This is a genomic window from Streptomyces sp. NRRL WC-3618 (assembly GCF_001280005.1).
GTDB lineage: Bacteria > Actinomycetota > Actinomycetes > Streptomycetales > Streptomycetaceae > Streptomyces.
The window spans coordinates 1-25296 of sequence record NZ_LGDW01000021.1; the positions used below are offsets into that span (position 1 = coordinate 1).

13 protein-coding genes, 1 tRNA gene and 1 rRNA gene are annotated in these 25296 nt (G+C 69.8%); 4 read left to right on the top strand and 11 right to left on the bottom strand.

Going from position 1 to position 25296, the window contains the following annotated elements:
* Positions 1-80 precede the first annotated feature (80 nt).
* The 3 genes from ADL01_RS03785 (at position 81) to ADL01_RS03795 (ending at position 6670) form a co-directional block, all read left to right on the top strand.
* The gene (locus tag ADL01_RS03785) at positions 81-4916 is read left to right on the top strand and encodes an ATP-dependent helicase (RefSeq protein WP_053740430.1); all 4836 of its coding nucleotides are present in this window, start codon (positions 81-83) and stop codon (positions 4914-4916) included.
* 40 nt (positions 4917-4956) lie between these two features.
* Positions 4957-5796: an Fpg/Nei family DNA glycosylase gene (locus tag ADL01_RS03790; protein WP_053740431.1), complete on the top strand. Its 840-nt coding sequence runs from the start codon at positions 4957-4959 to the stop codon at positions 5794-5796.
* Positions 5797-5905: 109 nt separating this feature from the next.
* Positions 5906-6670, top strand: coding sequence for an SDR family NAD(P)-dependent oxidoreductase (locus tag ADL01_RS03795; protein ID WP_053740432.1), 765 nt, complete (start codon positions 5906-5908; stop codon positions 6668-6670).
* A 515-nt stretch (positions 6671-7185) separates the two neighbouring features.
* On the opposite strand, the gene ADL01_RS03800 is transcribed toward ADL01_RS03795, so the two are convergent.
* The 8 genes from ADL01_RS03800 to ADL01_RS03835 all read right to left on the bottom strand — a co-directional run bounded on the left by ADL01_RS03800 (position 7186) and on the right by ADL01_RS03835 (position 21154).
* Positions 7186-7560: a helix-turn-helix domain-containing protein gene (locus tag ADL01_RS03800; protein WP_053740433.1), complete on the bottom strand. Its 375-nt coding sequence runs from the start codon at positions 7558-7560 to the stop codon at positions 7186-7188.
* Positions 7561-7669: 109 nt separating this feature from the next.
* On the bottom strand, positions 7670-8215 hold the full coding sequence (locus tag ADL01_RS03805; protein WP_053740434.1) for a CinA family protein: 546 nt from the start codon (positions 8213-8215) through the stop codon (positions 7670-7672).
* The gene (gene pgsA, locus ADL01_RS03810; RefSeq protein ID WP_053740435.1) at positions 8212-9015 is read right to left on the bottom strand and encodes a CDP-diacylglycerol--glycerol-3-phosphate 3-phosphatidyltransferase; all 804 of its coding nucleotides are present in this window, start codon (positions 9013-9015) and stop codon (positions 8212-8214) included. Before pgsA ends, ADL01_RS03805 begins: the two co-directional genes overlap by 4 nt.
* On the bottom strand, positions 9012-10583 hold the full coding sequence (gene rimO / locus ADL01_RS03815) for a 30S ribosomal protein S12 methylthiotransferase RimO (RefSeq protein WP_053740436.1): 1572 nt from the start codon (positions 10581-10583) through the stop codon (positions 9012-9014). The genes pgsA and rimO overlap by 4 nt, the downstream gene beginning before the upstream one ends.
* 97 nt (positions 10584-10680) lie before the next feature.
* Positions 10681-11535 (bottom strand): helix-turn-helix domain-containing protein, encoded by an 855-nt coding sequence (locus ADL01_RS03820; protein WP_053740437.1) that lies wholly within the window; start codon positions 11533-11535, stop codon positions 10681-10683.
* Between the two features lie 270 nt (positions 11536-11805).
* Positions 11806-14532: a DNA translocase FtsK gene (locus ADL01_RS03825; RefSeq protein WP_053740442.1), complete on the bottom strand. Its 2727-nt coding sequence runs from the start codon at positions 14530-14532 to the stop codon at positions 11806-11808.
* Positions 14533-14691: 159 nt separating this feature from the next.
* Positions 14692-15375, bottom strand: a complete 684-nt coding sequence (locus ADL01_RS03830) for a response regulator (protein ID WP_053740438.1) — start codon at positions 15373-15375, stop codon at positions 14692-14694.
* Between the two features lie 307 nt (positions 15376-15682).
* Positions 15683-21154, bottom strand: a complete 5472-nt coding sequence (locus ADL01_RS03835) for a HAMP domain-containing protein (RefSeq protein ID WP_107090797.1) — start codon at positions 21152-21154, stop codon at positions 15683-15685.
* Between the two features lie 310 nt (positions 21155-21464).
* Between ADL01_RS03835 and ADL01_RS03840 the strand changes: the two genes are divergently transcribed.
* Positions 21465-24215, top strand: a complete 2751-nt coding sequence (locus ADL01_RS03840) for a SpoIIE family protein phosphatase (protein WP_053740440.1) — start codon at positions 21465-21467, stop codon at positions 24213-24215.
* 47 nt (positions 24216-24262) lie between these two features.
* Here ADL01_RS03840 and ADL01_RS03845 read toward each other — a convergent pair.
* The 3 genes from ADL01_RS03845 to rrf form a co-directional block, all read right to left on the bottom strand.
* Positions 24263-24338 (bottom strand) — tRNA-Thr (locus ADL01_RS03845).
* Between the two features lie 83 nt (positions 24339-24421).
* On the bottom strand, positions 24422-25084 hold the full coding sequence (locus ADL01_RS03850; protein ID WP_053740441.1) for a DegT/DnrJ/EryC1/StrS family aminotransferase: 663 nt from the start codon (positions 25082-25084) through the stop codon (positions 24422-24424).
* Positions 25085-25199: 115 nt separating this feature from the next.
* Positions 25200-25296, bottom strand: a 5S ribosomal RNA gene (gene rrf, locus ADL01_RS03855); the annotation flags it as partial.

Here is a 25296-nt window from a genome sequence, read left to right on the forward strand (position 1 = left end):
CCACCGCCCCACCCACCCCACCGCCGGAGGCAAACCCGCAGGTCAGACCGATTGTCAGTGCCGAGGTGCAGGATGGACGCATGGTCAGCTCCGCACACCGAGCCCTCGACGGCTTCTCCCCCGCGACCAGCGGCTGGTTCACGGGGGCCTTCTCCGCGCCCACCGCCGCCCAGGCCGGCGCGTGGCGGGCCATCGGAGAGGGGTCGGACGTGCTGGTGGTCGCCCCGACCGGCTCCGGCAAGACCCTGGCGGCGTTCCTCGCCGCACTCGACCAGCTCACCTCGACGCCCCCGCCCGCCGACCCCCACAAACGCTGCCGCGTGCTGTACGTGTCACCGCTCAAGGCACTCGCGGTCGACGTGGAACGCAACCTGCGCAGCCCCCTCACCGGCATCCGTCAGGAATCCGTACGCCTGGGCCTGCCCGAGCCCGAGGTCAAGGTGGGCATCCGCTCCGGCGACACCCCGCCCGCCGAGCGCCGCGCCCTGGCCACCCGACCGCCGGACATCCTGATCACCACCCCCGAGTCGCTGTTCCTGATGCTGACGTCGGCCACGCGCGACGCCCTGACGGGCGTGGAGACGGTGATCCTCGACGAGGTGCACGCGGTCGCGGGCACCAAGCGCGGCGCGCATCTCGCGCTCTCCCTGGAGCGGCTGGACGAGCTGCTGCCGAAGCCCGCCCGGCGCATCGGCCTCTCCGCCACCGTCCGCCCGGTCGACGAGATCGCGCGTTACCTCTCCCCCCACCGCAAGGTGGAGATCGTCCAGCCCACGTCCGACAAGGAGTTCGACCTCTCGGTCGTCGTCCCGGTGGAGGACCTGGGTGAACTGGGCGGCTCCCCGGTGGCCGACGCGAACGACGGGGCCGAACGGCCGTCCATCTGGCCCCATGTCGAGGAACGGATCGCCGACCTCGTCCAGGCGCACCGTTCGACGATCGTGTTCGCCAACTCCCGCCGCCTCGCGGAGCGCCTGTGCAACCGGCTCAACGAGATCGCGTACGAGCGGGCCACCGGCGAGCCCCTCGCCGAACACCACGCTCCCGCCGAGCTGATGGGCGGCTCGGGCGCGGCCCAGGGCGCCCCTGTGGTCATCGCCCGGGCCCACCACGGCTCGGTCTCCAAGGAACAGCGCGCGCTCGTCGAGGAAGACCTCAAGGCGGGCCGGCTACCTGCCGTGGTGGCCACCTCCAGCCTCGAACTGGGCATCGACATGGGCGCCGTGGACCTGGTCATCCAAGTCGAGTCGCCCCCATCCGTGGCCTCCGGTCTGCAGCGCGTCGGCCGTGCCGGGCACCAGGTGGGCGCGGTCTCGACGGGCGTCGTCTTCCCCAAGTACCGAGGCGACCTCGTCCAGGCGGCCGTGGTCACCGAGCGCATGCGCACCGGTTCCATCGAGTCCCTGCGGGTTCCCGCCAATCCCCTGGACGTTCTCGCCCAGCAGCTCGTCGCGATGGTGGCGCTGGACACCTGGCAGGTCGACGATCTGCTGGCCACCGTCCGGCGCGCGGCGCCCTTCGCCTCCCTCCCGGAGTCGGCGTTCACGGCGGTCCTGGACATGCTCGCGGGCCGCTATCCGTCCGACGCGTTCGCGGAGTTGCGCCCGCGCGTGGTGTGGGACCGCGTGGCCGGCACCGTGACCGGCCGCCCTGGCGCGCAGCGGCTCGCAGTGACGTCCGGGGGCACGATTCCCGACCGAGGGCTCTTCGGGGTGTTCCTCGCCGGATCCGACCCCAAGAAGGGCGGCGGCCGCGTCGGCGAGCTGGACGAGGAGATGGTGTACGAGTCCCGCGTGGGGGACGTCTTCACCCTCGGCACGAGCTCCTGGCGTATCGAGGACATCACCCGCGACCGCGTCCTGGTGTCCCCGGCTCCCGGAGTCCCCGGCCGCCTTCCTTTCTGGAAGGGCGACCAGTTGGGCCGCCCGCTCGAACTGGGCCGCGCGGTGGGCGCGTTCCTGCGCGAGGTCGGTTCCCTGTCCGAGGAAGACGCCCGCCTCCGGCTCCTCGCCGCCGGGCTCGACACCTGGGCGGCCGGCAACGTGCTCTCCTACCTGGCCGAACAGCGTGAGGCCTGCGGCCACATCCCGGACGACCGGACCATCGTCGTGGAGCAGTTCCGCGACGAACTCGGCGACTGGCGGGTCGTCGTCCACTCCCCCTTCGGCGCCCAGGTCCACGCCCCGTGGGCACTCGCCCTCGGCGCCCGCCTCTCCGAGCGGTACGGCATGGACGCCCAGGTCATGCACGCCGACGACGGCATCGTGCTGCGCCTCCCCGACGCCGACCTGATGAGCCTGGACCTGCTGGACCAAGAGCCGATGAGGACCGGCACGGAGTATGACTCCGAGCAAGCCCCCGTAGGCGCGGCGGACGTGGCCTTCGACAAGGGCGAGGTCAATCAGATCGTCACCGACCAGGTGGGCGGCTCGGCCCTGTTCGCGGCCCGTTTCCGCGAGTGCGCCGCCCGGGCCCTGCTGCTGCCGCGCCGCAGTCCCGGCAAGCGCACCCCACTGTGGCAGCAGCGCCAGCGGGCCTCCCAACTGCTCCAGGTGGCAAGCGAGTTCGGTTCCTTCCCCATCGTTCTCGAAGCGGTCCGCGAATGCCTCCAGGACGTCTTCGACGTGCCCGGGCTCGTGGAGCTGATGGGCGACATCGAGTCCCGCAAGGTGCGCCTCGTGGAGGTCGCCACCCCGGAGCCCTCTCCCTTCGCCCGTTCCCTCCTCTTCGGCTACGTCGCCCAGTTCCTGTACGAGGGCGACTCGCCGCTGGCCGAGCGGCGGGCCGCCGCCCTGTCGCTGGACTCCCGGCTGCTGGCCGAGCTGCTCGGCCAGGCGGAGCTGCGCGAGCTGCTCGACGCCGAGGTACTGACCGAACTGGAGCGAGAACTCCAGTGGCTCACCGAGGACCGACGCGCGAAGGACGCCGAAAGCGTCGCGGACCTGCTGCGTCTGCTCGGCCCGCTCACCGACGTCGAGCTGGCCGAGCGCGGCGCCGATCCGCAGTGGGCCCGGGAACTGGCAGGCGCCCGCCGCGCGATCCGGGTCCGCGTGGGCGGCGCCGACCACTGGGCGGCGATCGAGGACGCGGGGCGCCTGCGGGACGCGCTCGGCACGGCACTGCCGGTCGGCGTCCCGGAGGCCTTCACCGAACCGGTCAAGGATCCCCTGGGCGACCTCCTCGCCCGCCACGCCCGCACCCACGGCCCGTTCACCTCCGCCACGGCGGCAGCCCGTTTCGGCCTGGGCGTGGCGGTCACCGAGGGCGCGCTTCAGCGGCTTGCGGCGAACGGCCGCGTCGTACAGGGGGAGTTCCACCCGGCGGGCATCGGCCAGGAGTGGTGCGACGCGGCCGTGCTGCGCCGGCTTCGGCGCCGCTCCCTGGCCGCCCTGCGGCACGAACTGGAACCGGTGCCGCCCGCGGCGCTCGCACAGTTCCTGCCGCAGTGGCAGCACATCGGCAAGGGCCACGGGCTGCGCGGCATCGACGGACTGGTGCGCGCGGTCGAGCAGTTGCAGGGCGCCTCCGTGCCGGCGTCCGCCCTGGAGAAGCTGGTCCTGCCGTCCCGGGTGGCGAACTACGCCCCCGCGATGCTCGACGAGCTCACGGCAGCCGGGGAGATCGTCTGGGCCGGGGCGGGCGCCCTCCCCGGCAAGGACGGCTGGGTCTCCCTGTACCTGGCGGACACGGCCCCGCTGCTCCTGCCACCACCCCACCCCCTGGAACCCACCGCACTCCACCAGTCCGTCCTCGACGCCCTCACCGGGGGGTACGGGCTCTTCTTCCGCCAGATCGCCGACCAGGTCCGCGCCACCACACATCCGGACGTCACGGATCCCCAACTGGCCGACGCCGTCTGGGACCTGGCCTGGTCGGGCCGGCTCACGAACGACACACTCACCCCGTTGCGCTCCCTCCTCGGCTCCGGCCGCACAGCGGGCTCGACGGCGCACCGGGCGAAACGCACCGTCCCGCGCGGCCGGTACGGCTCACTGACGGCCGCCGCCCGCCCCGCCTCTCGCAGCGGTCCCCCGACCGTCGCCGGCCGCTGGTCCCTGCTCCCCGGGCATGAGCCCGACCCCACCGTCCGCGCCCACGCCCTGGCTCGCACCCTGCTCGACCGCCACGGGGTGGTGACCAGAGGTGCCGTTTCCGCGGAGGGCGTCGAGGGCGGCTTCTCAGCCGTGTACCGCATCCTCTCCGCCTTCGAGGACAGCGGCCAGGCCCGTCGCGGTTACGTGGTGGAGGGCCTCGGCGCCGCCCAGTTCGCCATGGACGGCGCCGTGGACCGCCTCCGGGCAACAGCGAACGCCCGGGACCGCGGCGACTCCCGGCCCGCTCCGGTCTTCGGCACCGGCACTGCCGACGCACACGACGCCTCATTCCCCGCCGACCACGGCTTCGCCGAGGACTTCGACCCCGACTTCAGCTCCGCGTTCCCTCACGCCCCCGCAGCACAGACCAGGCACGCCTCCGCCCGGGGTTTCGCCGGGAATGCCGGGTCCGGGGCCTCCTCCTCCGCGACCACCCGTGCCGTCGTCCTCGCGGCCGCCGATCCGGCGAACGCGTACGGTGCCGCGCTCCCCTGGCCCGAACCCCCGACCGACGCCGGTCACAAGCCGGGCCGCAAGGCCGGTTCGCTGGTGGTGCTGGTCGACGGAGAGCTGGCGCTCTATATGGAGCGCGGCGGCAAAACACTGCTGGCCTGGCCCTCCGAACCGGACGGCCGGCCCACCGAGGACCCCAGGCTGCTCGCGGCGGCGGAAGTCCTCGGCGCAGCGGCCCGCGCGGGTTCCCTCGGCACGGTCACGGTGGAAAGGGTCAACGGCGCCTCTGCCCTGACCTCGCCCTTCGGGGCCCTCCTGGAGGGAGCGGGCTTCATCGCGAACCCCCGCGGACTGCGCCTGCGCGCCTGAGCGAAGGCCGCTTGCCACCCCGGCATGCCACCCTGGACCCATGCCCGAAGGTGACACGGTCTGGCAAGCCGCGTGGCGACTGCACGACGCGCTCGCCGGCAAAACGCTGACCCGCTGCGACCTCCGGGTGCCCCGGTACGCCACGGCCGACCTCACCGGCCGCACCGTCCTCGAGATCATCCCCCGCGGCAAGCACCTCCTCACCCGCGTCGAGGGCGGCCTGACCCTCCACTCCCACCTGCGGATGGACGGATCCTGGAAGGTGTACGAGAACGGCCGGCGCTGGAGCGGCGGCCCGTCGCACCAGATCCGGGCGATCCTCGGCACCACGGACCGCACCGCCGTCGGCTACCGCCTCCCCGTACTCGAACTTCTGCGCACCACCGACGAACACCGGGCCGTCGGCCACCTCGGCCCCGACCTCCTGGGCCCGGACTGGGACCCCGACCAGGCTCTCGCCAACCTCCTGGCGGACCCCGCCCGCTCTCTCGGCGAAGCGCTGCTCGACCAGCGCAATCTCGCGGGCATCGGCAACGTCTACAAGAGCGAGCTGTGCTTCCTTCTGGGCGCCACACCGTGGCTCCCCCTCGGCGATCTGCCCGCCGACCGTGCCACGATGCTGCCCGGGCTTGCGAAGAAACTCCTCGAAGCCAACCGGGACCGCCCGGTCCGCAGTACGACAGGACGGCGCGGCCAGAACCTGTTCGTGTACGGCCGCGCCCCCCGTCCCTGCCTGCGCTGCGGCACCCCTATCCGCGTCGCCGACCAGGGCGACGGTTCCCGCGAACGCCCCACCTACTGGTGCCCGACCTGCCAACTGGGCCCGGCACCCGCCCCCGGCGCCACCCGAGCACGCCGGAAGTCATCCCCGTACATCTGACACCGCATCCGCACCCGCCCACCGCGCAACGACCACCACGCCCGGGCCGCCCGGACCCGACCCCGCACGGTAATTGACGACCCGTCAGGAATTCTCGTACCGTCCCCCCATGCCCGTACAGGCGTACGACCTCACCGGACGCACCGCATTCGTCACCGGGGCTGCCAGCGGCATCGGACGCGCGTCCGCCGTACTCCTCGCCGAAGCCGGCGCCGCGGTGCACTGCGCCGATCGGGACGCGCGGGGACTGCACGAGACGGCGACGCTGATCAAGGACATGGGCGGCACGGCCCGTATCCACCACCTGGACGTCACCGACCGGGCCCAGGTCCGGCAGGCCGTGGCCGCGTGCGAGCGGCTGGACGTGATGGCGGCGGTGGCCGGGATCATGCACAGCAGCTCCGTGCTGGAGACCCGCGACGAGGACCTCGACCGCGTCCTGGGCGTCAACTTCAAGGGCGTGCTGTACGCCTGCCAGGAGGCGGCCCGCCTGATGATCTCCCGGAACACGGGGGGCAGCATCGTCACCATGGCCTCGGGCGCCGTCGACACAGGCGGCCCCGGCCTGCTCTGCTACGGAGCGGCGAAGGCAGCGGTCGTCCAGTTGACGAAGACGCTGGCCGCCGAGATCGGGCGCCACGGCATCCGCGTCAACGCCGTCGCGCCGGGTTGGATCCGTACGCCGATGACCGACCGCCACGACAGCGAGGCGCAGGCGCGCACCGAGGCACGGATGGCCCGGATGGCGCCGCTGGGCAGAGTCGGCGAACCGGAGGAGATCGCCCATGCGGTGCTGCACCTTGCGTCCGACGCGTCGGCGTTCACCACGGGCCAGATCCTCCGCCCGAACGGCGGCGTGGCGATGCCCTGGTAGCCCCCGCAGCGACACCCCCGCCACCCGGCCCACGCACCGCCCTCGTGGTCCCAGCGCCCCGAACCGACCGAGCAGCCTTCGGCACACAGTGCACCGGCAGCAGACTCAGCCCCCACCCCCCGGCCGCGACCGCCCCCTCGATCACCCCCGCCCCGGGCGCCAGCGCGAGCCGCAGGACGGCCCACCACCACACGGCCCCGAGCCCCAGCAGCGCCCCCCAGCGCACTGTCCGCACTGCCATGGCTCACCTCCAGCCCCACGCTAGAACGCCACCCTCAACCGCGAACAGGGCGCATCACCGGCACAGAGGCGCACCGCCTTCTCAGAGCCGGCCGCCCGGTATGTCCGCGCGCACCCGCCTCCGAGTCCACCATGAGCGCCCGGCAACCCACCGGCAAGCGGACCAGGGAAGCAACGAGGACCGTGCGCACACGCGAAAACCCCGACCGCGCCCCTCCGGGTCTCCCCGGAGAAGCCCCGGCCGGGGCTCTCACACACTCAACTTCCGTGCACCCTCAGGCGGCGACGACATCCACCGCCTCGGCGGGCGCCTTGATGGTCACCCGTTCCGGTGGCACACCTGCCACCGATACGGAACCCAGCATGGGACGCACCGGTGCGGGCACAGGTTCGTTGGCCGCAGCAGACTGGGCCAGCTCGGCGAGGGCGAGCTCGTCGCTCACTTCCCGCATGAGCTCGGACATCCGTACGTCCAGCGCGTCGCAGATAGCGGACAGCAGTTCGGAGGATGCCTCCTTCTGCCCCCGCTCCACCTCGGAGAGATAGCCGAGTGAGACTCGGGCGGACGAGGAGACTTCGCGCAGAGTACGGCCCTGGCGCTGGCGCTGCCGACGCAGCACGTCACCCAGCAGGCGACGGAGCAGAATCATCGGTGGCTCCCTCCTCGGACCGCGTAGCCGCATCCTTCACGCCCCACCGTACCGCCTTGCGCCGCGGCCGTGCGGGGAGCGATGTCGTGTTCACTCAGGGCTGCAAACATCAAGTCCCCCCGTTCTGTTCCGTATCCTGTGCCCGCTCGTTCCCGGTCCGTTCGCCCGCAATCCCCTCCAGGAGGAGTGCGAGTACGCTCCGTACACTCTCCATACGAATTTCCGCCCGGGAGCCGTTCAACCGCAGCGACGCCACTTTTCCGCCACCTTCGGCGCCGGCATCCGCTGCGAAAGGGCCGTCCACGGCCACGAAAACCGTCCCGACGGGCTGTCCGTCCTGCGGTTCCGGGCCGGCGACACCGGTGGTCGCGATGCCCCAGTCGGCACCGAGAATCCTGCGCGCTCCTGCCGCCATCTGGGCCGCGACCTGCGGATCCACCGCTCCTCGTGCGGCCAGCAGGGTGGCGTCGACACCGAGCACCTGGTGCTTCAGTTCGGTTGCGTAGGCCGTCACCGCGCCCCGGAACGCCTGGGAGGCTCCGGGCACCGATGTGATCTCCGCCGCAACCAGACCGCCCGTGAGGGATTCCGCGACAGCGAGCGTCTCGCCCCTCACCGTCAGTAGTCTCACCACGTCGGCGGCGGTGGAACTCACCGTTCCGCCTCCACCGACGCGGCCTCGCGCGCGGCGATTCCCTGGTTCCGCAGCACAATGGCCTGTCTTACGTAGTCGAGGCCGGTCGCCACCGTCAGTACGACTGCCGCAGCCATCACCCAGAACCGCAGAGTCGCCAGTGGACCCGTCAGCGCCAGCACGTACATCCCGACCGCCACGCCCTGTATGAGCGTCTTGAGCTTGCCGCCGCGGCTCGCGGGAATGACGCCGTAGCGGATCACGACGAAGCGCAGCAGCGTGATACCGAGCTCACGGCCGAGGATCACACCGGTCACCCACCACGGCAGATCACCGAGCACGGAGAGACAGAGCAGCGCCGCCCCCATGATCGCCTTGTCGGCGATGGGGTCGGCGATCTTCCCGAAGTCGGTGACGAGGTCGTACGTACGCGCGAGATGCCCGTCGAAGATGTCGGTGATCATGGCGACGGCGAAGGCCGCCCAGGCGAGCGAGCGCCACGCCGGGTCGTATCCGCCGTCCGCCAGCATCAGGGCCACGAAACCCGGCACCAACAGCAAGCGGATCATCGTAAGAATGTTCGCGATGTTCCAGAGGCTGGCCTGATTGACGGCCGCGGCGCCCAGCTTCCCGCCGCGCACCACCTTCGTACCCCCCTGGTCACCAGAGACCCGGGAGTCGCCGGACCCCACAGCGGGGCCGGAGGGCCCAGAGGCGGCCGTTGAGCCGGCGGCCCCGGCGGCGCCCACCGTGCCGGGCACGCTTTTGGCGTTCCGCGCACTGGGGGGGCCGCTCGCTGCGGATGCCGGGACTCCCGTCATCTGGCTGCCTCCTCTGACGCGGAACGCGCGTGCGAGCCGAGCGAGCCCGGAAGCAGCTCGGCCACCAGGTCGACACCTTCCGTACCGACCACCTTCGCCTCGACCATACGGCCGACCCTCAGCTCCTCGCCGCCCGTGAGGCCGGCGAAGTCCGCGAAGTTGGTGAACAGCACCTGGCCGTCCGTCTCGGGGGCCTGGTGCGCGCCACGGCCGTACGCGCCCTCCTCACCGCCCGCCGACTCGACCAGCACGTGCACCGTCTCGCCGACACGCTCCTCCGCGCGCTGCGAGACCAGTTCCTCGGCCAGCCGCGAGACCCGGGCGAGCCGGGCCGCGACGACGTCCTCATCCAGCTTGTTCTCGTACGTCGCCGCTTCCGTGCCGTCCTCGTCGGAATAACCGAAGACTCCGATGGCGTCCAGGCGCGCGTTGGTCAGGAACCGTTCGAGCTCCGCCAGGTCGGCCTCGGACTCACCGGGGAAGCCCACGATGAAGTTGGACCGCACACCGGCCTGCGGCGCCTTGCTCCGAATGGTGTCGAGCAGTTCCAGGAAGCGGTCGGTGTCGCCGAAGCGCCGCATCGCGCGCAGCACGTCGGGCGCGGAGTGCTGGAAGGAGAGGTCGAAGTAGGGGGCGACCTTGGGGGTCGACGTCAGTACGTCGATGAGTCCCGGGCGCATCTCGGCGGGCTGGAGGTAGCTCACGCGCACGCGCTCGATGCCGTCGACCTCCGCGAGCTCGGGCAGCAGCGACTCCAGCAGGCGGATGTCGCCCAGGTCCTTGCCGTACGAGGTGTTGTTCTCGGAGACCAGCATGACCTCCTTGACGCCCTGCTCGGCGAGCCACCTGGTCTCGTTCAGTACGTCGCTCGGGCGCCGCGAGATGAAGGAGCCGCGGAAGGACGGGATGGCGCAGAAGGTGCAGCGCCGGTCGCAGCCGGAGGCCAGTTTCACCGAGGCCACGGGCGCGCCGTCGAGCCGCCGGCGCAGCGGCGCACGGGGGCCGGAGACCGGAGCGACACCTGCGGGGAGATCGGCGGGCGCCTCGGCCGGTTCCACCGGCGCGGCGACCGGGCCGGCGTCAGCGTCCGTGACCGAACCGTGCCCCGGAAGAGCGACCCCCGCACCGGCACCCTGGCGCTCGGCCGGACTGATCGGCAGCAGCTTGCGCCGGTCGCGCGGGGTGTGTGAGGCGTGGATGCCGCCGTTCAGAATGGTCCGGAGGCGGTCGGAGATGTCGGCGTAGTCGTCGAAGCCGAGCACACCGTCGGCCTCGGGCAGCGCCTCGGCGAGTTCCTTGCCGTAGCGCTCGGCCATGCAGCCCACCGCCACGACGGCCTGGGTTCTGCCGTGCCCCTTGAGGTCGTTGGCCTCCAGGAGGGCGTCGACGGAGTCCTTCTTGGCGGCCTCGACAAAGCCACAGGTGTTGACGACGGCGACGTCCGCATCCTCGGCGTCCTCCACGAGTTGCCAGCCGTCCGCCTCCAAGCGGCCTGCGAGCTCCTCCGAGTCCACCTCGTTACGGGCGCAGCCAAGGGTGACGAGTGCGACGGTACGGCGTTCAGGCATGGGCTCAAGACTACTTCGTCCCACTGACACCCCACGTCGACGGGGCTGGCCGTCTTGGCCAGCCCCGTACCTGTCAATCCCAAAAGCGTGGTACCTCTCAGCCGACCTCGGGGTCGCCCTTCGTGTACGTGAGCCGTTCCACGGCCCCCGGCTGGAACTCGTCCTCGATCTTCTTGCCGTTCACGTAGAGCTGGATGGCGCCCGCGTCGCCCAGGACGAGGTTGATCTCCTCGTTGTCCTGGAAGGTCTGGGACTGGCCCTTCTTGAGCAGGCCGTCGAAGAGCTGCCGGCCGTTGTGGTCCTTGGCGAAGATCCAGCTGCGTCCGTTCGCGGCGCTCACCTGGACGGTCACCTTGTCGCGCGGCGCCGCCGCGATCGCGCTGTCCGACGGTTCCGGCTTCGGGTCGGCGGGCTTGTCCTTCTTGGGCGTGGGCGAGGCCGGCTCGCTGGCCTTGGGCGTGGCGCCCTCGGCGGCCTGCGCACGCGTGTTCTGGTCGCCGTCGCCGCCCTTGACCATCGTGAAGCCGGCGAAGCCGATCACCGCGACGATCGCGGCGACCATCGCCGCGGTCCAGTTCGGGCCGCGTCGCTCGGGGCGGATGCGTTCCGCCTCGAACAGGGGCGCGGCCGGAGTCGGCGCCGGACGCCCGCCGTGGGCGTCGGCGAACTGCGCGAGCAGCGGGTCGGGGTCGAGGTGGACGGCACGGGCGAGGGTCCGGATGTGCCCGCGCGCGTAGACGTCTCCGCCGCAGGGGGCGAAGTCGTCCTGCTCGATCGCGTGCACGATGGCGATTCGGACCCGGGTGGCGGAACTGACGTCGTCGACGGTCAGCCCGGCCGCGATACGCGCCTGCTGGAGGGCGCGACCGATCGACGGGCGGGCTGCTTCCTCGCGATCGTCACCGTCTTCTTCGAACGGACGCTCGTCTTGTGGAGAGTTGCCGATGGACACGGGGGCGCCTTTCGAGCGTTTAGCCACCTGTGCTGGAGGTTCAGTTTAGGGGGGTTCGGGAAGGGTGGGGCAACTGGGCGGACGGACTTTGTACGCCATCAGAATGGCCAGGACACGCTGATGGTCAGGTCATGGAGAGCCAAGGATCTGCTGTCTCCCTCAACTTGACGTACGCGGAAGGGAAACGGTTGCTCAATGATCCCTTACGAGTGAGTCACTTTCGACCATCTGGTCGCCGCACACACGGGCGCCGACACACCGGACGACTCACTACGCGTCAGTCTCCCCACGAATCACCGCGAGCATCTCGTCCAACCCGTCGGCCTTCACAAGAACGTCACGCGCCTTGGACCCCTCGCTCGGCCCGACGATCCCCCGCGTCTCCATGAGGTCCATCAGCCGTCCCGCCTTGGCGAACCCGACCCGCAGCTTGCGCTGGAGCATCGACGTGGACCCGAACTGGCTGCTGACGACCAGTTCGGCCGCCGCGCACAGCAGTTCGAGGTCGTCGCCGATCTCCTCGTCGATCTCCTTCTTCTGCTTGGTGCCCACGGTGACGTCTTCCCGGAAGACCGGCGCCATCTGGTCCTTGCAGTGCTGCACGATCGCCGCGACCTCGTCCTCGGTCACGAACGCACCCTGCATACGGGTGGGTTTGTTGGCGCCCATCGGCAGGAACAGCCCGTCGCCCTTGCCGATCAGCTTCTCGGCGCCGGGCTGGTCGAGGATGACCCGCGAGTCGGCCAGGGACGAGGTGGCGAAGGCGAGCCTCGACGGCACGTTCGCCTTGATCAACCCGGTCACCACATCGACGGACGGCCGCTGCGTGGCGAGGACCAGGTGGATGCCGGCCGCGCGCGCGAGCTGCGTGATGCGCACGATGGCGTCCTCCACGTCCCGCGGGGCCACCATCATCAGGTCGGCCAACTCGTCGACGATCACCAGCAGATACGGGTACGGCTGCAGCTCGCGCTCACTGCCCTCGGGCAGCTTGACCTTGCCGTTCCTGATGGCCTCGTTGAAGTCGTCGATGTGCCGGAATCCGAACGCAGCCAGATCGTCGTACCGCAGATCCATTTCCCGTACGACCCACTGGAGCGCCTCCGCGGCCCGCTTCGGGTTGGTGATGATCGGCGTGATCAGGTGCGGGATGCCCTCGTACGCGGTCAGCTCGACGCGCTTGGGGTCGACGAGGACCATACGGACGTCCTCCGGAGTCGCCCGGACCATGACCGACGTGATCAGACAGTTGATACAGGACGATTTACCCGAACCGGTCGCACCTGCGACGAGCATGTGCGGCATCTTCGCCAGGTTGGCCATCACATAGCCGCCCTCGACGTCCTTGCCGAGCGCGACCAGCATCGGGTGGTCGTCCTCGGCCGCGTCGGCCAGCCTGAGCACGTCGCCCAGATTGACCATCTCGCGGTCGGTGTTGGGGATCTCGATACCGACCGCCGACTTGCCGGGGATCGGACTGATGATCCGGACGTCGGGGCTGGCGACCGCGTAGGCGATGTTCTTGGTGAGGGCGGTGATCCGCTCGACCTTCACCGCGGGGCCCAGTTCGACCTCGTAGCGCGTGACCGTCGGGCCGCGGGTGAAACCGGTGACCGCGGCGTCGACCTTGAACTCCATGAAGACGTTCGAGAGGGAGGCCACCACGATGTCGTTCGCCGCGCTGCGGGTCTTGCCGGGGCCGCCGCGCTCCAGCAGATCGAGGGATGGCAGCGAGTAGGTGATGTCCCCGGAGAGCTGGAGCTGCTCGGCGCGCGGCGGCAGGTCGCGCATCACCTCCGGCGGAGCCTTCGTGAGGTCCTGGACAGCGGCCTTGGCCGGCTCCGCTCTGAGCTTCTCCTGCTTGGGCCGCGCCCCCGGCACAGAAGCGGGCGTCGGGGCCGTCTCCGCGCGATCGCCGGCCGCGGTCACGCCCTGGGTGAGGTCGGCGACGATCGGCGAGGGCGGCATGCCGTGCAGGACGGCCCCGTCGAGCGCGGCGGCGGCAGCGGCGGCGACGTCCACGGCGTCCATCGGCCGCCCGGGATCGGGCTGGCGCACAGCGGAGCGCCTGGGGCGGCTCCGGCGCTTGGAGAGCGCCTCCTGCTCGGCGCCGTCCGGGTCATACGCCTCAGGGGCCGACCCGCGCCTGCGGGGGCCCGCGGGCAGCGACTCGCGCCACTGGTCGTCGTAGCGTTCGTCGTCCTCGGAGAACCCGTCCTCCTCCGGGTCGCGGAGGATCCCGAGCTGGATCCCGAGCTGCCGCAACCGCTGCGGGATCGCGTTGACGGGCGTCGCGGTGACGACGAGCAGCCCGAAGACGGTGAGCAGCACCAGCAGCGGTACGGCGAGGACCTCGCCCATGGTGTACGTCAGCGGGGTCGCCGCTCCCCAGCCGATGAGCCCGCCGGCGTCCCTTATGGCCTGCATGCCGTCGCTGCGCGCGGGGGCACCGCACGCGATGTGGACCTGCCCGAGCACACCGATGACGAGCGCGGACAGGCCGATGACGATCCGGCCGTTCGCGTCGGGCTTCTCGGGGTGCCTGATGAGCCGTACGGCGATGACGGCCAGCAGTATCGGCACGAGCAGGTCGAGGCGTCCGAACGCCCCGGTGACCAGCATCTCGACGAGGTCACCGACGGGGCCGCGCAGGCTGGACCAGGTGCCCGCGGCGACGATCAGCGCGAGGGCGAGCAACAGCAGTGCCACGCCGTCCTTCCGGTGTGCCGGGTCGAGGTTCTTCGCACCCTGCCCTATGCCGCGGAACACGGCACCGACACCGTGCGCGATGCCGAGCCACAGGGCGCGTACGAGGCGGTAGACACCCCCGGTGGGGCTGGGTGCCGGAGGGGGCGCGACCTTCTTCGCCGCGGCCTTTCTGGCGGGCGCCTTCTTCGCGGGGGCTTTTTTCGCCGCGGCCTTCTTCGCCGGAGCCTTCGCGGGCGCGGCTGCCTTCTTCGCGGGCGGCTTCCTGGCTGCGGAAGGACGTGAGGCCATGTGTGTGAGGTTACCGGTGGAGGCGACAGCCGACACGTGTGCCTACTGCTTCACCCGTTCGTGTCGCCGCCGCGTGAGCACGAGACTGACGCGTGCTCACGCTCAACTACGTTCGTGTACGGGTGGGTTCCGTGCCGCGAGTGGCGTCCGGAACGTGGGTCAGTTCTGCGACGGCAGCGCGGGTGCCCCGCTGCCGGTGCCGGGTTCGAGCGCGTCCAGTGCCCGGCGCAGGCCGGTCAGTTTGCGCTCGAGATGGGCCGCGGTGGCCACGGCCGCCGCGTCCGCCGACTCGTCGTCGAGCTGTTTGGACAGCGCCTCGGCCTGTTCCTCGACAGCCGCGAGCCGCGCGGACAGCTCGGCGAGCAGACCCACCGGTTCCTTGGCCGTACCGACTGCCGCCTTGCCGCCACCCTCCAGCTGCAGCCGCAACAGCGCTGCCTGCTCTCGGAGTTGGCAGTTCTTCATGTACAGCTCGACGAACACCGAGACCTTCGCCCGCAGCACCCACGGGTCGAACGGCTTGGAGATGTAGTCCACCGCGCCCGCCGCGTACCCCCGGAAGGTGTGGTGCGGACCGTGGTTGATCGCGGTGAGGAAGATGATCGGGATGTCCCGGGTCCGCTCCCGCCGCTTGATGTGCGCGGCCGTCTCGAAGCCGTCCATGCCCGGCATCTGCACGTCCAGCAGAATGACCGCGAAGTCGTCCGTCAGAAGTGCCTTGAGCGCTTCCTCCCCGGACGATGCCCGCACCAGTGTCTGATCCAACGCAGAGAGGATGGCCTCCAGCGCCAGCAGATTCTCCGGCCGGTCATCGACCAGGAGGATCTTGGCCTTCTGCACCATGGCCCGCCCTCCTCGCCCCGGCTTGGGGCCTCCCCTGTCCTCAGGACTTGAGGCAGCGCCACCGGGCGCCGCCCCAGGGGACGGCTCCCTTACGCCGTCCGTCCTCGTGCCGGTCATGGTAGCCGCACCCCGCCCGTCGCCACACCCTGTCACCGCGATGTCACTGTGCACGTAGCAGAAACGTAGCGGGAGACCAGAAGGTTCCCCGAATCCCGTACTTCTACACGGCTTCGGCCACACTGAGTCAGCAACTCCGTGTGAACACCGGGGGTTCCCGTCCTCGCGACGGAAACTCCCAGCTCAAGCGTCACTCCGGCCGCATCCACTGCTCCATCACCGTCAGCAGGTGATCGGGATCCACGGGCTTGGTCACATAGTCGGAGGCTCCCGACTCGATCGCCTTCTCCCGGTCGCCCTTCATCGCCTTGGCAGTGAGCGCGATGATCGGGAGTCCGGCGAACTGCGGCATCCTGCGGATCGCCGTGGTCGTCGCGTACCCGTCCATCTCAGGCATCATGATGTCCATCAGTACGACTGTCACATCGTCGTGCTGTTCCAGGACTTCGATGCCTTCCCGGCCGTTCTCGGCATACAGCACCGACAGCCCGTGCTGCTCCAGCACGCTCGTCAACGCGAACACGTTACGGATGTCGTCGTCGACGATCAGCACCTTCTCGCCGTCGAACCGGATCCCCCGGCGCGGCTCCTGCGCCACCTCCTGCTCACCGGCCGCCCAGTGGCCGTTCGCCCGGGAGGACGCGTTCAGCTCAGCCACCGACACAGCCCTGCGGCGCCGCCTGAAGAGCGCGGCGGGCCCGTTCTGCGCCTCCTGGTACGACCTCACCTCGGCCGGCGTCTGGATGTCCGCCCCGGCGAGCTCCGCCTCGGAGGCGAGCAGCTCACCGACCTCCAGGGAGGGCGCCAGCTGCCCGTAGCCCTGCGGGGGCAGTTCACTCGGGTGCAGCGGCAAATACAGCGTGAACGTCGAGCCCCGGCCCGGCTCGCTCTGCGCGTGGATCTCACCGCCGAGCAGCCTCGCGATCTCCCGCGAGATGGACAACCCCAGACCCGTACCGCCGTACTTGCGGCTGGTCGTGCCGTCCGCCTGCTTGAACGCCTCGAAGATCACCCGCATTTTGCTCGACGCGATACCGATGCCTGTGTCGGTCACCGAGAACGCGATCATGTCCGCGTCCGCGTCACACAGCGAACCCGCCTCCAGCAACTGCTCCCGGATGGCCACCGGAACCTCCGCGCCGGCCGGCCGGATGACGAGCTCCACCGCTCCCGAGTCGGTGAACTTCACCGCGTTGGACAACAGGTTGCGCAGCACCTGGAGCAGCCGCTGCTCGTCGGTGTGCAGCGTGGCGGGCAGATCCGGCGAGACCCGTACGGAGAAGTCGAGCCGCTTCTCCGCGGTCAGCGGACGGAAGGTGGCCTCCACGTAGTCGACGAGCTGGACGAGGGCGATACGCGTCGGGGAGACGTCCATCTTGCCCGCCTCGACCTTCGACAGGTCGAGGATGTCGTTGATCAGCTGGAGCAGGTCCGAGCCCGCCCCGTGGATCGTCTCGGCGAACTCAACCTGCTTCGGGGTGAGGTTGGTGTCCGCGTTGTCGGCGAGCAGCTTGGCCAGGATCAGCAGCGAGTTGAGCGGCGTACGCAGCTCGTGCGACATGTTGGCGAGGAACTCGCTCTTGTAGCGCATCGACACGGCGAGTTGCTCGGCGCGCTCCTCCAGGACCTGCCGCGCCTCCTCGATCTCCGTGTTCTTGACCTCGATGTCGCGGTTCTGCTGGGCCAGCAGTTCGGCCTTCTCCTCCAGCTCCGCGTTGGACGACTGCAGCGCCTTCTGCCGGTTCTCCAGCTCGGCCGAGCGCTCCCTCAGCTGCTCGGTCAGCTCCTGCGAGTTCTTCAGCAGCACCTCCGTCTTGGTGTTGACGGAGATGGTGTTGACGCTGGTCGCGATCATCTCGGCGATCTGGTTGAGGAAGTCCTTCTGGATCTGGGTGAACTGCGTGAACGACGCCAGCTCGATGACACCGAGCACCTTGCCCTCGAACAGCAGCGGCAGCACGATCACCTGCGCGGGCGGCGCCTCGCCGAGCCCGGAGGAGATCTTCAGATAGCCGCTCGGCGCGTTCTCCACAAGGATCGTGCGCTTCTCCTGGGCGGCGGTGCCGACCAGCGCCTCACCAGGCCGGAACGAGGTCGGCATGGAGCCCATGGAGTACCCGTACGAGCCGAGCATGCGCAGTTCGTACGCGTTCTCCGGGGCGCTTCCCGGGTCCTTGCCGTCGACCGTCCGCATGGCCAGGAAGAACGCGCCGTGCTGGGCGGTGACGACAGGCGTCAGCTCGCTCATGATCAGCGAGGCCACGTCGTCGAGGTCCCGGCGGCCCTGCATCAGGGCGGAGATACGGGCCAGGTTGCCCTTGAGCCAGTCCTGTTCCTTGTTGGCGATCGTGGTGTCGCGCAGGTTCGCGATCATCTTGTTGATGTAGTCCTGAAGTTCCTGGATCTCGCCGGAGGCGTCCACGTCGATCTTCAGGTTGAGGTCGCCGCGGGTCACCGCGGTCGCCACGCGCGCGATGGCACGCACCTGCCGGGTCAGGTTCCCGGCCATCTCGTTCACCGACTCGGTGAGGTCGCGCCAGGTGCCGTCGACGTCCCGCACACGTGCCTGGCCACCGAGTTGGCCCTCCGTGCCCACCTCTCGGGCGACTCGGGTGACCTCCTCCGCGAAGGACGACAGCTGATCAACCATGGTGTTGATCGTCGTCTTGAGCTCAAGGATCTCGCCGCGAGCATCAATGTCGATCTTCTTCGTCAAGTCACCCTTGGCGATGGCCGTCGTCACCATCGCGATGTTGCGCACCTGACCGGTCAGGTTGGACGCCATCCCGTTCACCGACTCGGTGAGGTCCTTCCACGTCCCGGCCACACCCGGCACCCGCGCCTGCCCGCCCAGGATGCCGTCCGTACCCACCTCACGGGCCACCTTGGTGACCTGGTCGGCGAACGAACTCAGCGTCTTCACCATGGTGTTGAAGGTGTCGGCGAGCTGCGCGACCTCGCCACGCGCCTCGATCGTCACCGTCCGCGTCAGATCGCCGTTGGCGACGGCGGCCGCGACCTGGGAGATGTTCCGCACCTGCACGGTCAGGTTGTTGGCCATCAGGTTGACGTTGTCGGTGAGGTCCTTCCAGATGCCCGTGACCCCGGAAGCGTGGGCCTGACCGCCGAGGATGCCCTCCGTACCCACCTCTCGGGCCACCCGCGTCACCTGCTCGGCGAACGACGAGAGTTGATCAACCATGGTGTTGACCGTCGTGACGAGTTCAAGAATCTCGCCCTTCGCGTCAACAGTGATCTTCTTCGACAGGTCGCCCTTGGCGACGGCCGTCGTGACCTCGGCGATGTTGCGTACCTGGATGGTCAGGTTGTTCGCCATGAAGTTCACGGACTGCGTGAGGTCCTTCCAGGTGCCGGAGACCCCCTGCACCTCGGCCTGACCGCCGAGCATGCCCTCCGTACCCACCTCACGCGCCACCCGCGTGACTTCCTGGGCGAACGACGACAGTTGATCAACCATCGTGTTCAGAGTGTTCTTGAGCTCCAGGATCTCGCCCCGCGCGTCCACGGTGATCTTCTGGGACAGGTCACCCCGGGCCACCGCGGTCGCCACCTGGGCGATGTTGCGCACCTGTGCGGTGAGGTTGCCGGCCATACCGTTCACAGAGTCGGTGAGGTCGCGCCACACCCCGGCGACCCCGGGCACCTGCGCCTGCCCGCCGAGGCGGCCCTCCGTACCCACGTCACGCGCGACGCGGGTCACCTGATCGGCGAAGGCCGAGAGTTGATCAACCATGGTGTTGATCGTGTTCTTCAGCTCGAGGATCTCACCGCGAGCGTCAACATCGATCTTCTGGGACAGGTCACCCCGGGCCACGGCCGTCGTCACCTGGGCGATCTGCCGCACCTGGGAGGTCAGGTTGCCGCCCATGAAGTTGACGGAGTCGGTGAGCTCCTTCCACGTACCGGACACACCGTCCACGCGAGCCTGCCCGCCGAGGCGGCCCTCCGTACCCACGTCACGGGCCATCCGCGTCACCTGGTCGGCGAAGCTCGACAGCTGGTCCACCATCGTGTTCACGGTGTTCTTCAGCTGGAGCATCTCGCCGGAGACGTCGACGGTGACCTTCTGGGACAGGTCACCGTTGGCCACCGCGGTCGTGACCTGAGCGATGTTCCTCACCTGTCCGGTGAGGTTCCTGAACGCCGTGTTGACGGAGTCCGTGAGGTCCTTCCACGTACCCGCCGCACCCGGCACCTGCGCCTGCCCGCCCAGCTCACCTTCGACACCGATCTCCCGCGCGACCCGCGTGACCTCGGCACCGAACGCGGACAGCTGGTCGACCATCCCGTTGACGGTGTTCTTCAGCTCCAGCATCTCGCCGGCGACCTCGACGCTGACCTTCTGCGACAGGTCACCGCTGGCCACAGCGGTCGTCACGGCCGCGATGTCCCGCACCTGGGTGGTGAGATTCCGGAAAACCGTGTTGACGGAGTCCGTCAGGTCCTTCCACGTACCCGCCGCACCCGGCACGTTCGCCTGCCCGCCGAGCCGCCCCTCGCCACCGACCTCGTTGGCGACCCGGGTGACCTCGTCCGCGAACGTCCGCAGCGTCTCGGTCATCTGGTTGATCGTCTCGGCGAGCTGAGCGACCTCACCGCGCGCCGAAACCGTCACCTTCTGGGACAGATCACCGTTGGCGACGGCGGTCGTCACCTGCGCGATCCCGCGCACCTGGGCCGTCAGGTTCCCGGCCATGAGGTTCACCGAATCGGTGAGGTCCTTCCACACACCGTCCACGCCGGGCACCTGCGCCTGCCCGCCGAGCTCACCCTCCGTACCCACCTCACGCGCGACGCGCGTCACCTCGGAGGAGAACGACGACAGCTGATCCACCATCGTGTTGACGGTGTTCTTCAACTCCAGCATCTCGCCGGCCACGTGAACCGTGACCTTCCGGGACAGATCACCCTTGGCGACCGCCGTCGTCACCAGCGCGATGTCCCGCACCTGCGCCGTCAGCCGGTACGCCATCGTGTTGACCGAGTCCGTGAGATCCCGCCACGAACCGGACATCCCGCGCACCTGGGCCTGACCGCCCAGCTTGCCCTCCGTACCGACCTCGCTGGCCACCCGTGTGACCTCGTCGGTGAACGTCGACAACTGGTCGACGAGATTGTTGACCGTGCGCCCGACCTTGAGGAACTCCCCGCGCAGCGGATGCCCGTTGCCGTCCGCGGCATGCGTCCGCAGCTCCATCCGGGGGGACAGATCACCCTCCGCGACGGCGCTCAGCACCCGTCCGACCTCGGACACCGGACGGACGAGATCGTCGACAAGCGCGTTCGAGGCCTCGATCGCGGCGGCCCACGAACCCTCGCTGACACCCGCCTCCAGCCGCTCGGTCAGCTTCCCCTCGCGCCCCACCATGCGCCGTACGCGCGACAACTCACCCGTCACATGGAGATTTCGGTCGGCCACCTCGTTGAAGACCGCCGCGATCTCCGACATGACGCCGTCGCCGGACACCGGGAGCCGTTTCCGGAAGTTCCCGTCCCGCATCGACTCCAGGGCCGACAGCAGCCGATCCAGCGAAGCCGTGTCCACCTCGGTCGTCCCATTGCGTGGTTTACGCCGGTTACTCAGGGACTGTCCGCCTTTCGCGCGCGTCTTAGTGCCCCGCGTCGCTGCGCCAGACTCCACTGTGTCCCTCCCGCAGGGATCGACCGTTTCGCTCTGTGTGTGCTGTCACCCGGGCCTACCCGGATACTGCCAGCGTGCTCAGACCTTCTCCTGGAGCCTGCCCAGTGTTTCACCCCTTCTGAACCAGGCCATAACAGTTCGGCACCTTCGCACATCGTCCGCACACTCTGGGGACGTAAACACTGCAGACCTGCATCCGCACGGACCGCGAAGGTAAGTAACCTTGCATACGGCTGTCCAGCCACACGGTCCGTCCGGTCTGGGCGGTGGCACGACCACGAGCGGGCAGGCATCGGAGGGGCACCGCACCATGACCACCGGACTGCATCCCGGGGAAGCACCCCAGGATCCCCGGGCGACGGGGAACCCGCCTCTGCCCAGGCAGGAGCGGAACGGCCCCGGCACGCCGCATGCCGACAACCGGACGAGGAGTTCTGTGATCACCGCGCGCGCGGCAGCCAGCTTCGACCCCGTGGGGCGATCGGTCGCGACCGCCCGCTCCTTCGTCCGCGACACTCTTCAGGGCTGGGGCTTCGCGGACATCGTCGACGACGCCGTGGTCCTCACGAGCGAACTGGTCACCAACGCCGTGATCCACGCGGGCACCTCCGCGGACGTCCTGTGTCTACGCAGTGACGACGGCGTACGCATCGAGGTCGCCGACCTCTACCCCGAGCGCGAGATCCCCCTCCAGGGTTCGCCCGTCAACATGGGCAGCCCCGACCGGGAGGGAGGCCGCGGCCTCCAGCTGTGCGCGGCGCTGGCCGGCCGCTGGGGCGTGGAGTACACGCCCACGCAGAAACAGGTCTGGTTCCAACTCGACATCCCCGAACGCGCGGTGGGCACCCGTTCCGCGGGCCCGTCCCTGCCGGCCGCTCTCCTCCCGCTGGCCGACGGCCGGGTCAGGGTCGCGGTCATCCAGATCGACCGCATCGGATCCATCGCGGCGTGGAACGAGGACGCCGAGGAACTCTTCGGCTACGCGCCGGAGTCCGTCATCGGCAAACCCCTCACCGACCTCGCCGCCTGGCCGCACACCCCCGGCACCAGCACCGGCATCGCCGACGCTCTCCAGTTCTCCCGCTGGGAAGGCAGTTACGGCATAAGGGGCGCCAACGGCCGCGTCACCCCGGTCTACGCCTCCCACCTCCGCGTCCGCGACACGGACGGCGAGCCCTCCACGGTCTGTCTCCTCGTACGCGATCACGAACGGGCGGTCCTGCAGACCCCGTTGCGCGGCAGTTCGTCAGACACGACCTCGGGCTCCGAGGGCCCGAACACGGACCCCTTCGAGGTGTTCATCGGCTCCCCGGCGCCGGACGACCTCGACGGCCTGCTCCAGCGCACGGTGGAGCGCGCCCGCGACATGCTCGACGCCGACTCCGCCTTCCTGCTCCTGGCCACGGACGACGAAACGGAGTTGGAGGTGCGCGCGTCGACGGGCCTGCCCTCCGCCCGCCAGCGCTTCGCCCGTGTCCCGGTCGAGGCGGGCCCCGGCCGCTACGGCTCGGCCCGCATGCCGGCCGTCCACGACGACCTCTCGGCCGTACCCGGCGCCGTTCCCCTGCTGAACGGCACGGGCATGCGCTCGGTCGTCACCGTCCCCCTGAAGGTCGAGGGCCGCCTCACGGGCGCCCTGGGAGTCGCTGCCGAGTCCCCCGGCCGCTACACGAACGAGGAGGCCCTCCGTCTCCAATTCGCCGCCGACCGCATCGCGTTGGCGGTGGAGTCGGCCCGGCTGGGAGAACTGGAACGCCTGCGCCGGGGCTCACTGAGCTTCCTGGTCGAGGCCTCGGACCTCCTCGCGGGAACGCTCGACCGCGACCAGACGCTCGCGCTCATGGCCCAGATGACGGTCCCGACCCTGGCCACCTGGTGCGCGGTCTACACGATCGCCGACCAGTCCTCGGACCCGTACCTCTCGTACGTGCTGCACGAGGACGAGGACCGCATCGACGGCCTCAAGGCTCTCTTGTCGAAGCTCGCCCCGCCGGACCCGGTCCCCACACCCGGCGCCCGCGTCTGGTCGGCCCCCGCGGCGGCGGCCCACCAGGCCGCCTTGCGTACGTCCATGCGCAGCCTGGGCCTCAACTCGCCCACCACCACGGTCAGCTCAGGCATCGGCACAACTCTCGCCACGGCAGCGGCAGTCGGCGGGGAGACGGTCGTCCTCCCCCTGGTCGCCCGCAACCGCGTGATCGGCATGCTCACTCTCGGCAAGCCGACGGACGAACACTTCCGCCAGGAAATCCTGGAGCTGGCCGAGGACTTGAGCCGCCGGGCCGCCCTGGCCCTGGACAACGCCCGCCTCTACTCGGAACGTACCGCCATCAGCCAGTCCCTCCAACGCAGCCTCCTCCCCCCGGAGTTGCCGGACATCGACGGCGTGGAGGTGGAGGTCATCTACCGCGCGGCCGGCGAGGGCAACGAGGTCGGCGGCGACTTCTACGACCTCTTCCCCATCCGCGACGGCGCCTACGGCTTCGCCATCGGCGACGTGTGCGGTACGGGCCCGGAGGCCGCAGCGGTGACAGGCCTGGCCCGCCACGCCCTGCGCCTGCTGGCCAGGGAGGGCTTCGGTGGCCCGGCGGTCCTGGAACGCCTGAACTCGGCGATCCTCGACGAGGGCGCCCGCAGCCGCTTCCTGACACTCCTGTACGGCGAGCTGTGGCCGCAGGAGGACGGCAGCGCCGTACTCAAGATCGTCTGCGCCGGCCATCCCCTCCCGCTCCGCCTGCGCCAGGACGGCACGGTTGAACCGGCAGCCGAACCCCAGCCCCTCCTGGGCGTCCTGGAGGACCTGGAGCTGTACGAGCAGACGATCACCCTCGACCCCGGCGACGTCCTCCTCTGCGTGACGGACGGCGTCACGGAACGCCGCGAGGGCACCCGCATGCTGGGCGACGACGGCCTGGCGGACGTCCTGAAGACGTGCACAGGCCTGACGGCCGGCGCGGTGGCGGCCCGCATCATGCGGGCAGTCGAGCGCTTCGCCTCCGACGCCCCGTCCGACGACATGGCGATCCTCGCGATGCGCGTGCCGGGCCTGCAGAAGGACTGACGGCGGGCATGCGGAAGGCCCCGCCCAACTGGGCGGGGCCTTCTGAGTGGAGCCCCCCAACGGAATCGAACCGTTGACCTTCTCCTTACCATGGAGACGCTCTGCCGACTGAGCTAGGGGGGCCAGTTGCTTGACGAGGTCTCCCTCGCTGCAACGAAATAGATCATACCCCGAACAGGCCCGTGCTCCCAACTACGCCCGCCCCATCAGAACGCGGGCTGCAAAAGCCCTCCGAGAGAGTTGCACGCGGACACGATCCGCTGCATTTCCCGCTTGGTCAGGGAGGCGTCCACCGGTAGCGCCAGAGTCTCGTCGACAGCGAGCTCGGTCTCGGGCAGCGAGACGCAGGCCCGGAACACGGGCATGCGATGCACCGGCGCCTTCACCGGCACCCGGCAGTCAATTCCCTTGGCCCGCAAGGCCCGAGCGAAGGCATCCCGGTCGGGCCGCCCATTACCGGGCACCCTCACCACGTACTGCTGATACGTGTGTCCGTCCCCGTCGTCGGGCGTACGCACACCCCGCAGCCGCAGATCGAGAAACGCCGCGCGCTGCCGCCGCTGAGCGATCTCGTCGTACGGCGCCTCGGACTCCCCGTGCTGCAGCACCAGAACCCCGTGCCGCTGCCCGACCTCGAGCAACCGCCCCATGTCGGCCGGCCGCCCGAAGCGGTGTACGACAACGATGGCCCCGGTCCGCGCAGTTATGGCCGCCTCGACAGCTGAGGCGTCCAGGCAGTACGTCACCGGATCTATGTCGGCGAACACCGGCACCGCACCGGTCATGATCACCGTCTCGGTGACTTCCACGTTCCCGAAGGCCGACACGACGACCTCGTCGCCGACTCCGACTCCGGCGGCCCTGAGCATTTCAGCAGTACCCATGCTCTGGATGGTGGGCGCGCGACGTGAACGTCAAGTGACGCACAACAAAAAAGGGTTGGACCCCGAACCGAAGTTCGGGGTCCAACCCTTTTCAATGATTGTTCGGCGGCGTCCTACTCTCCCACAGGGTCCCCCCTGCAGTACCATCGGCGCTGTGAGGCTTAGCTTCCGGGTTCGGAATGTAACCGGGCGTTTCC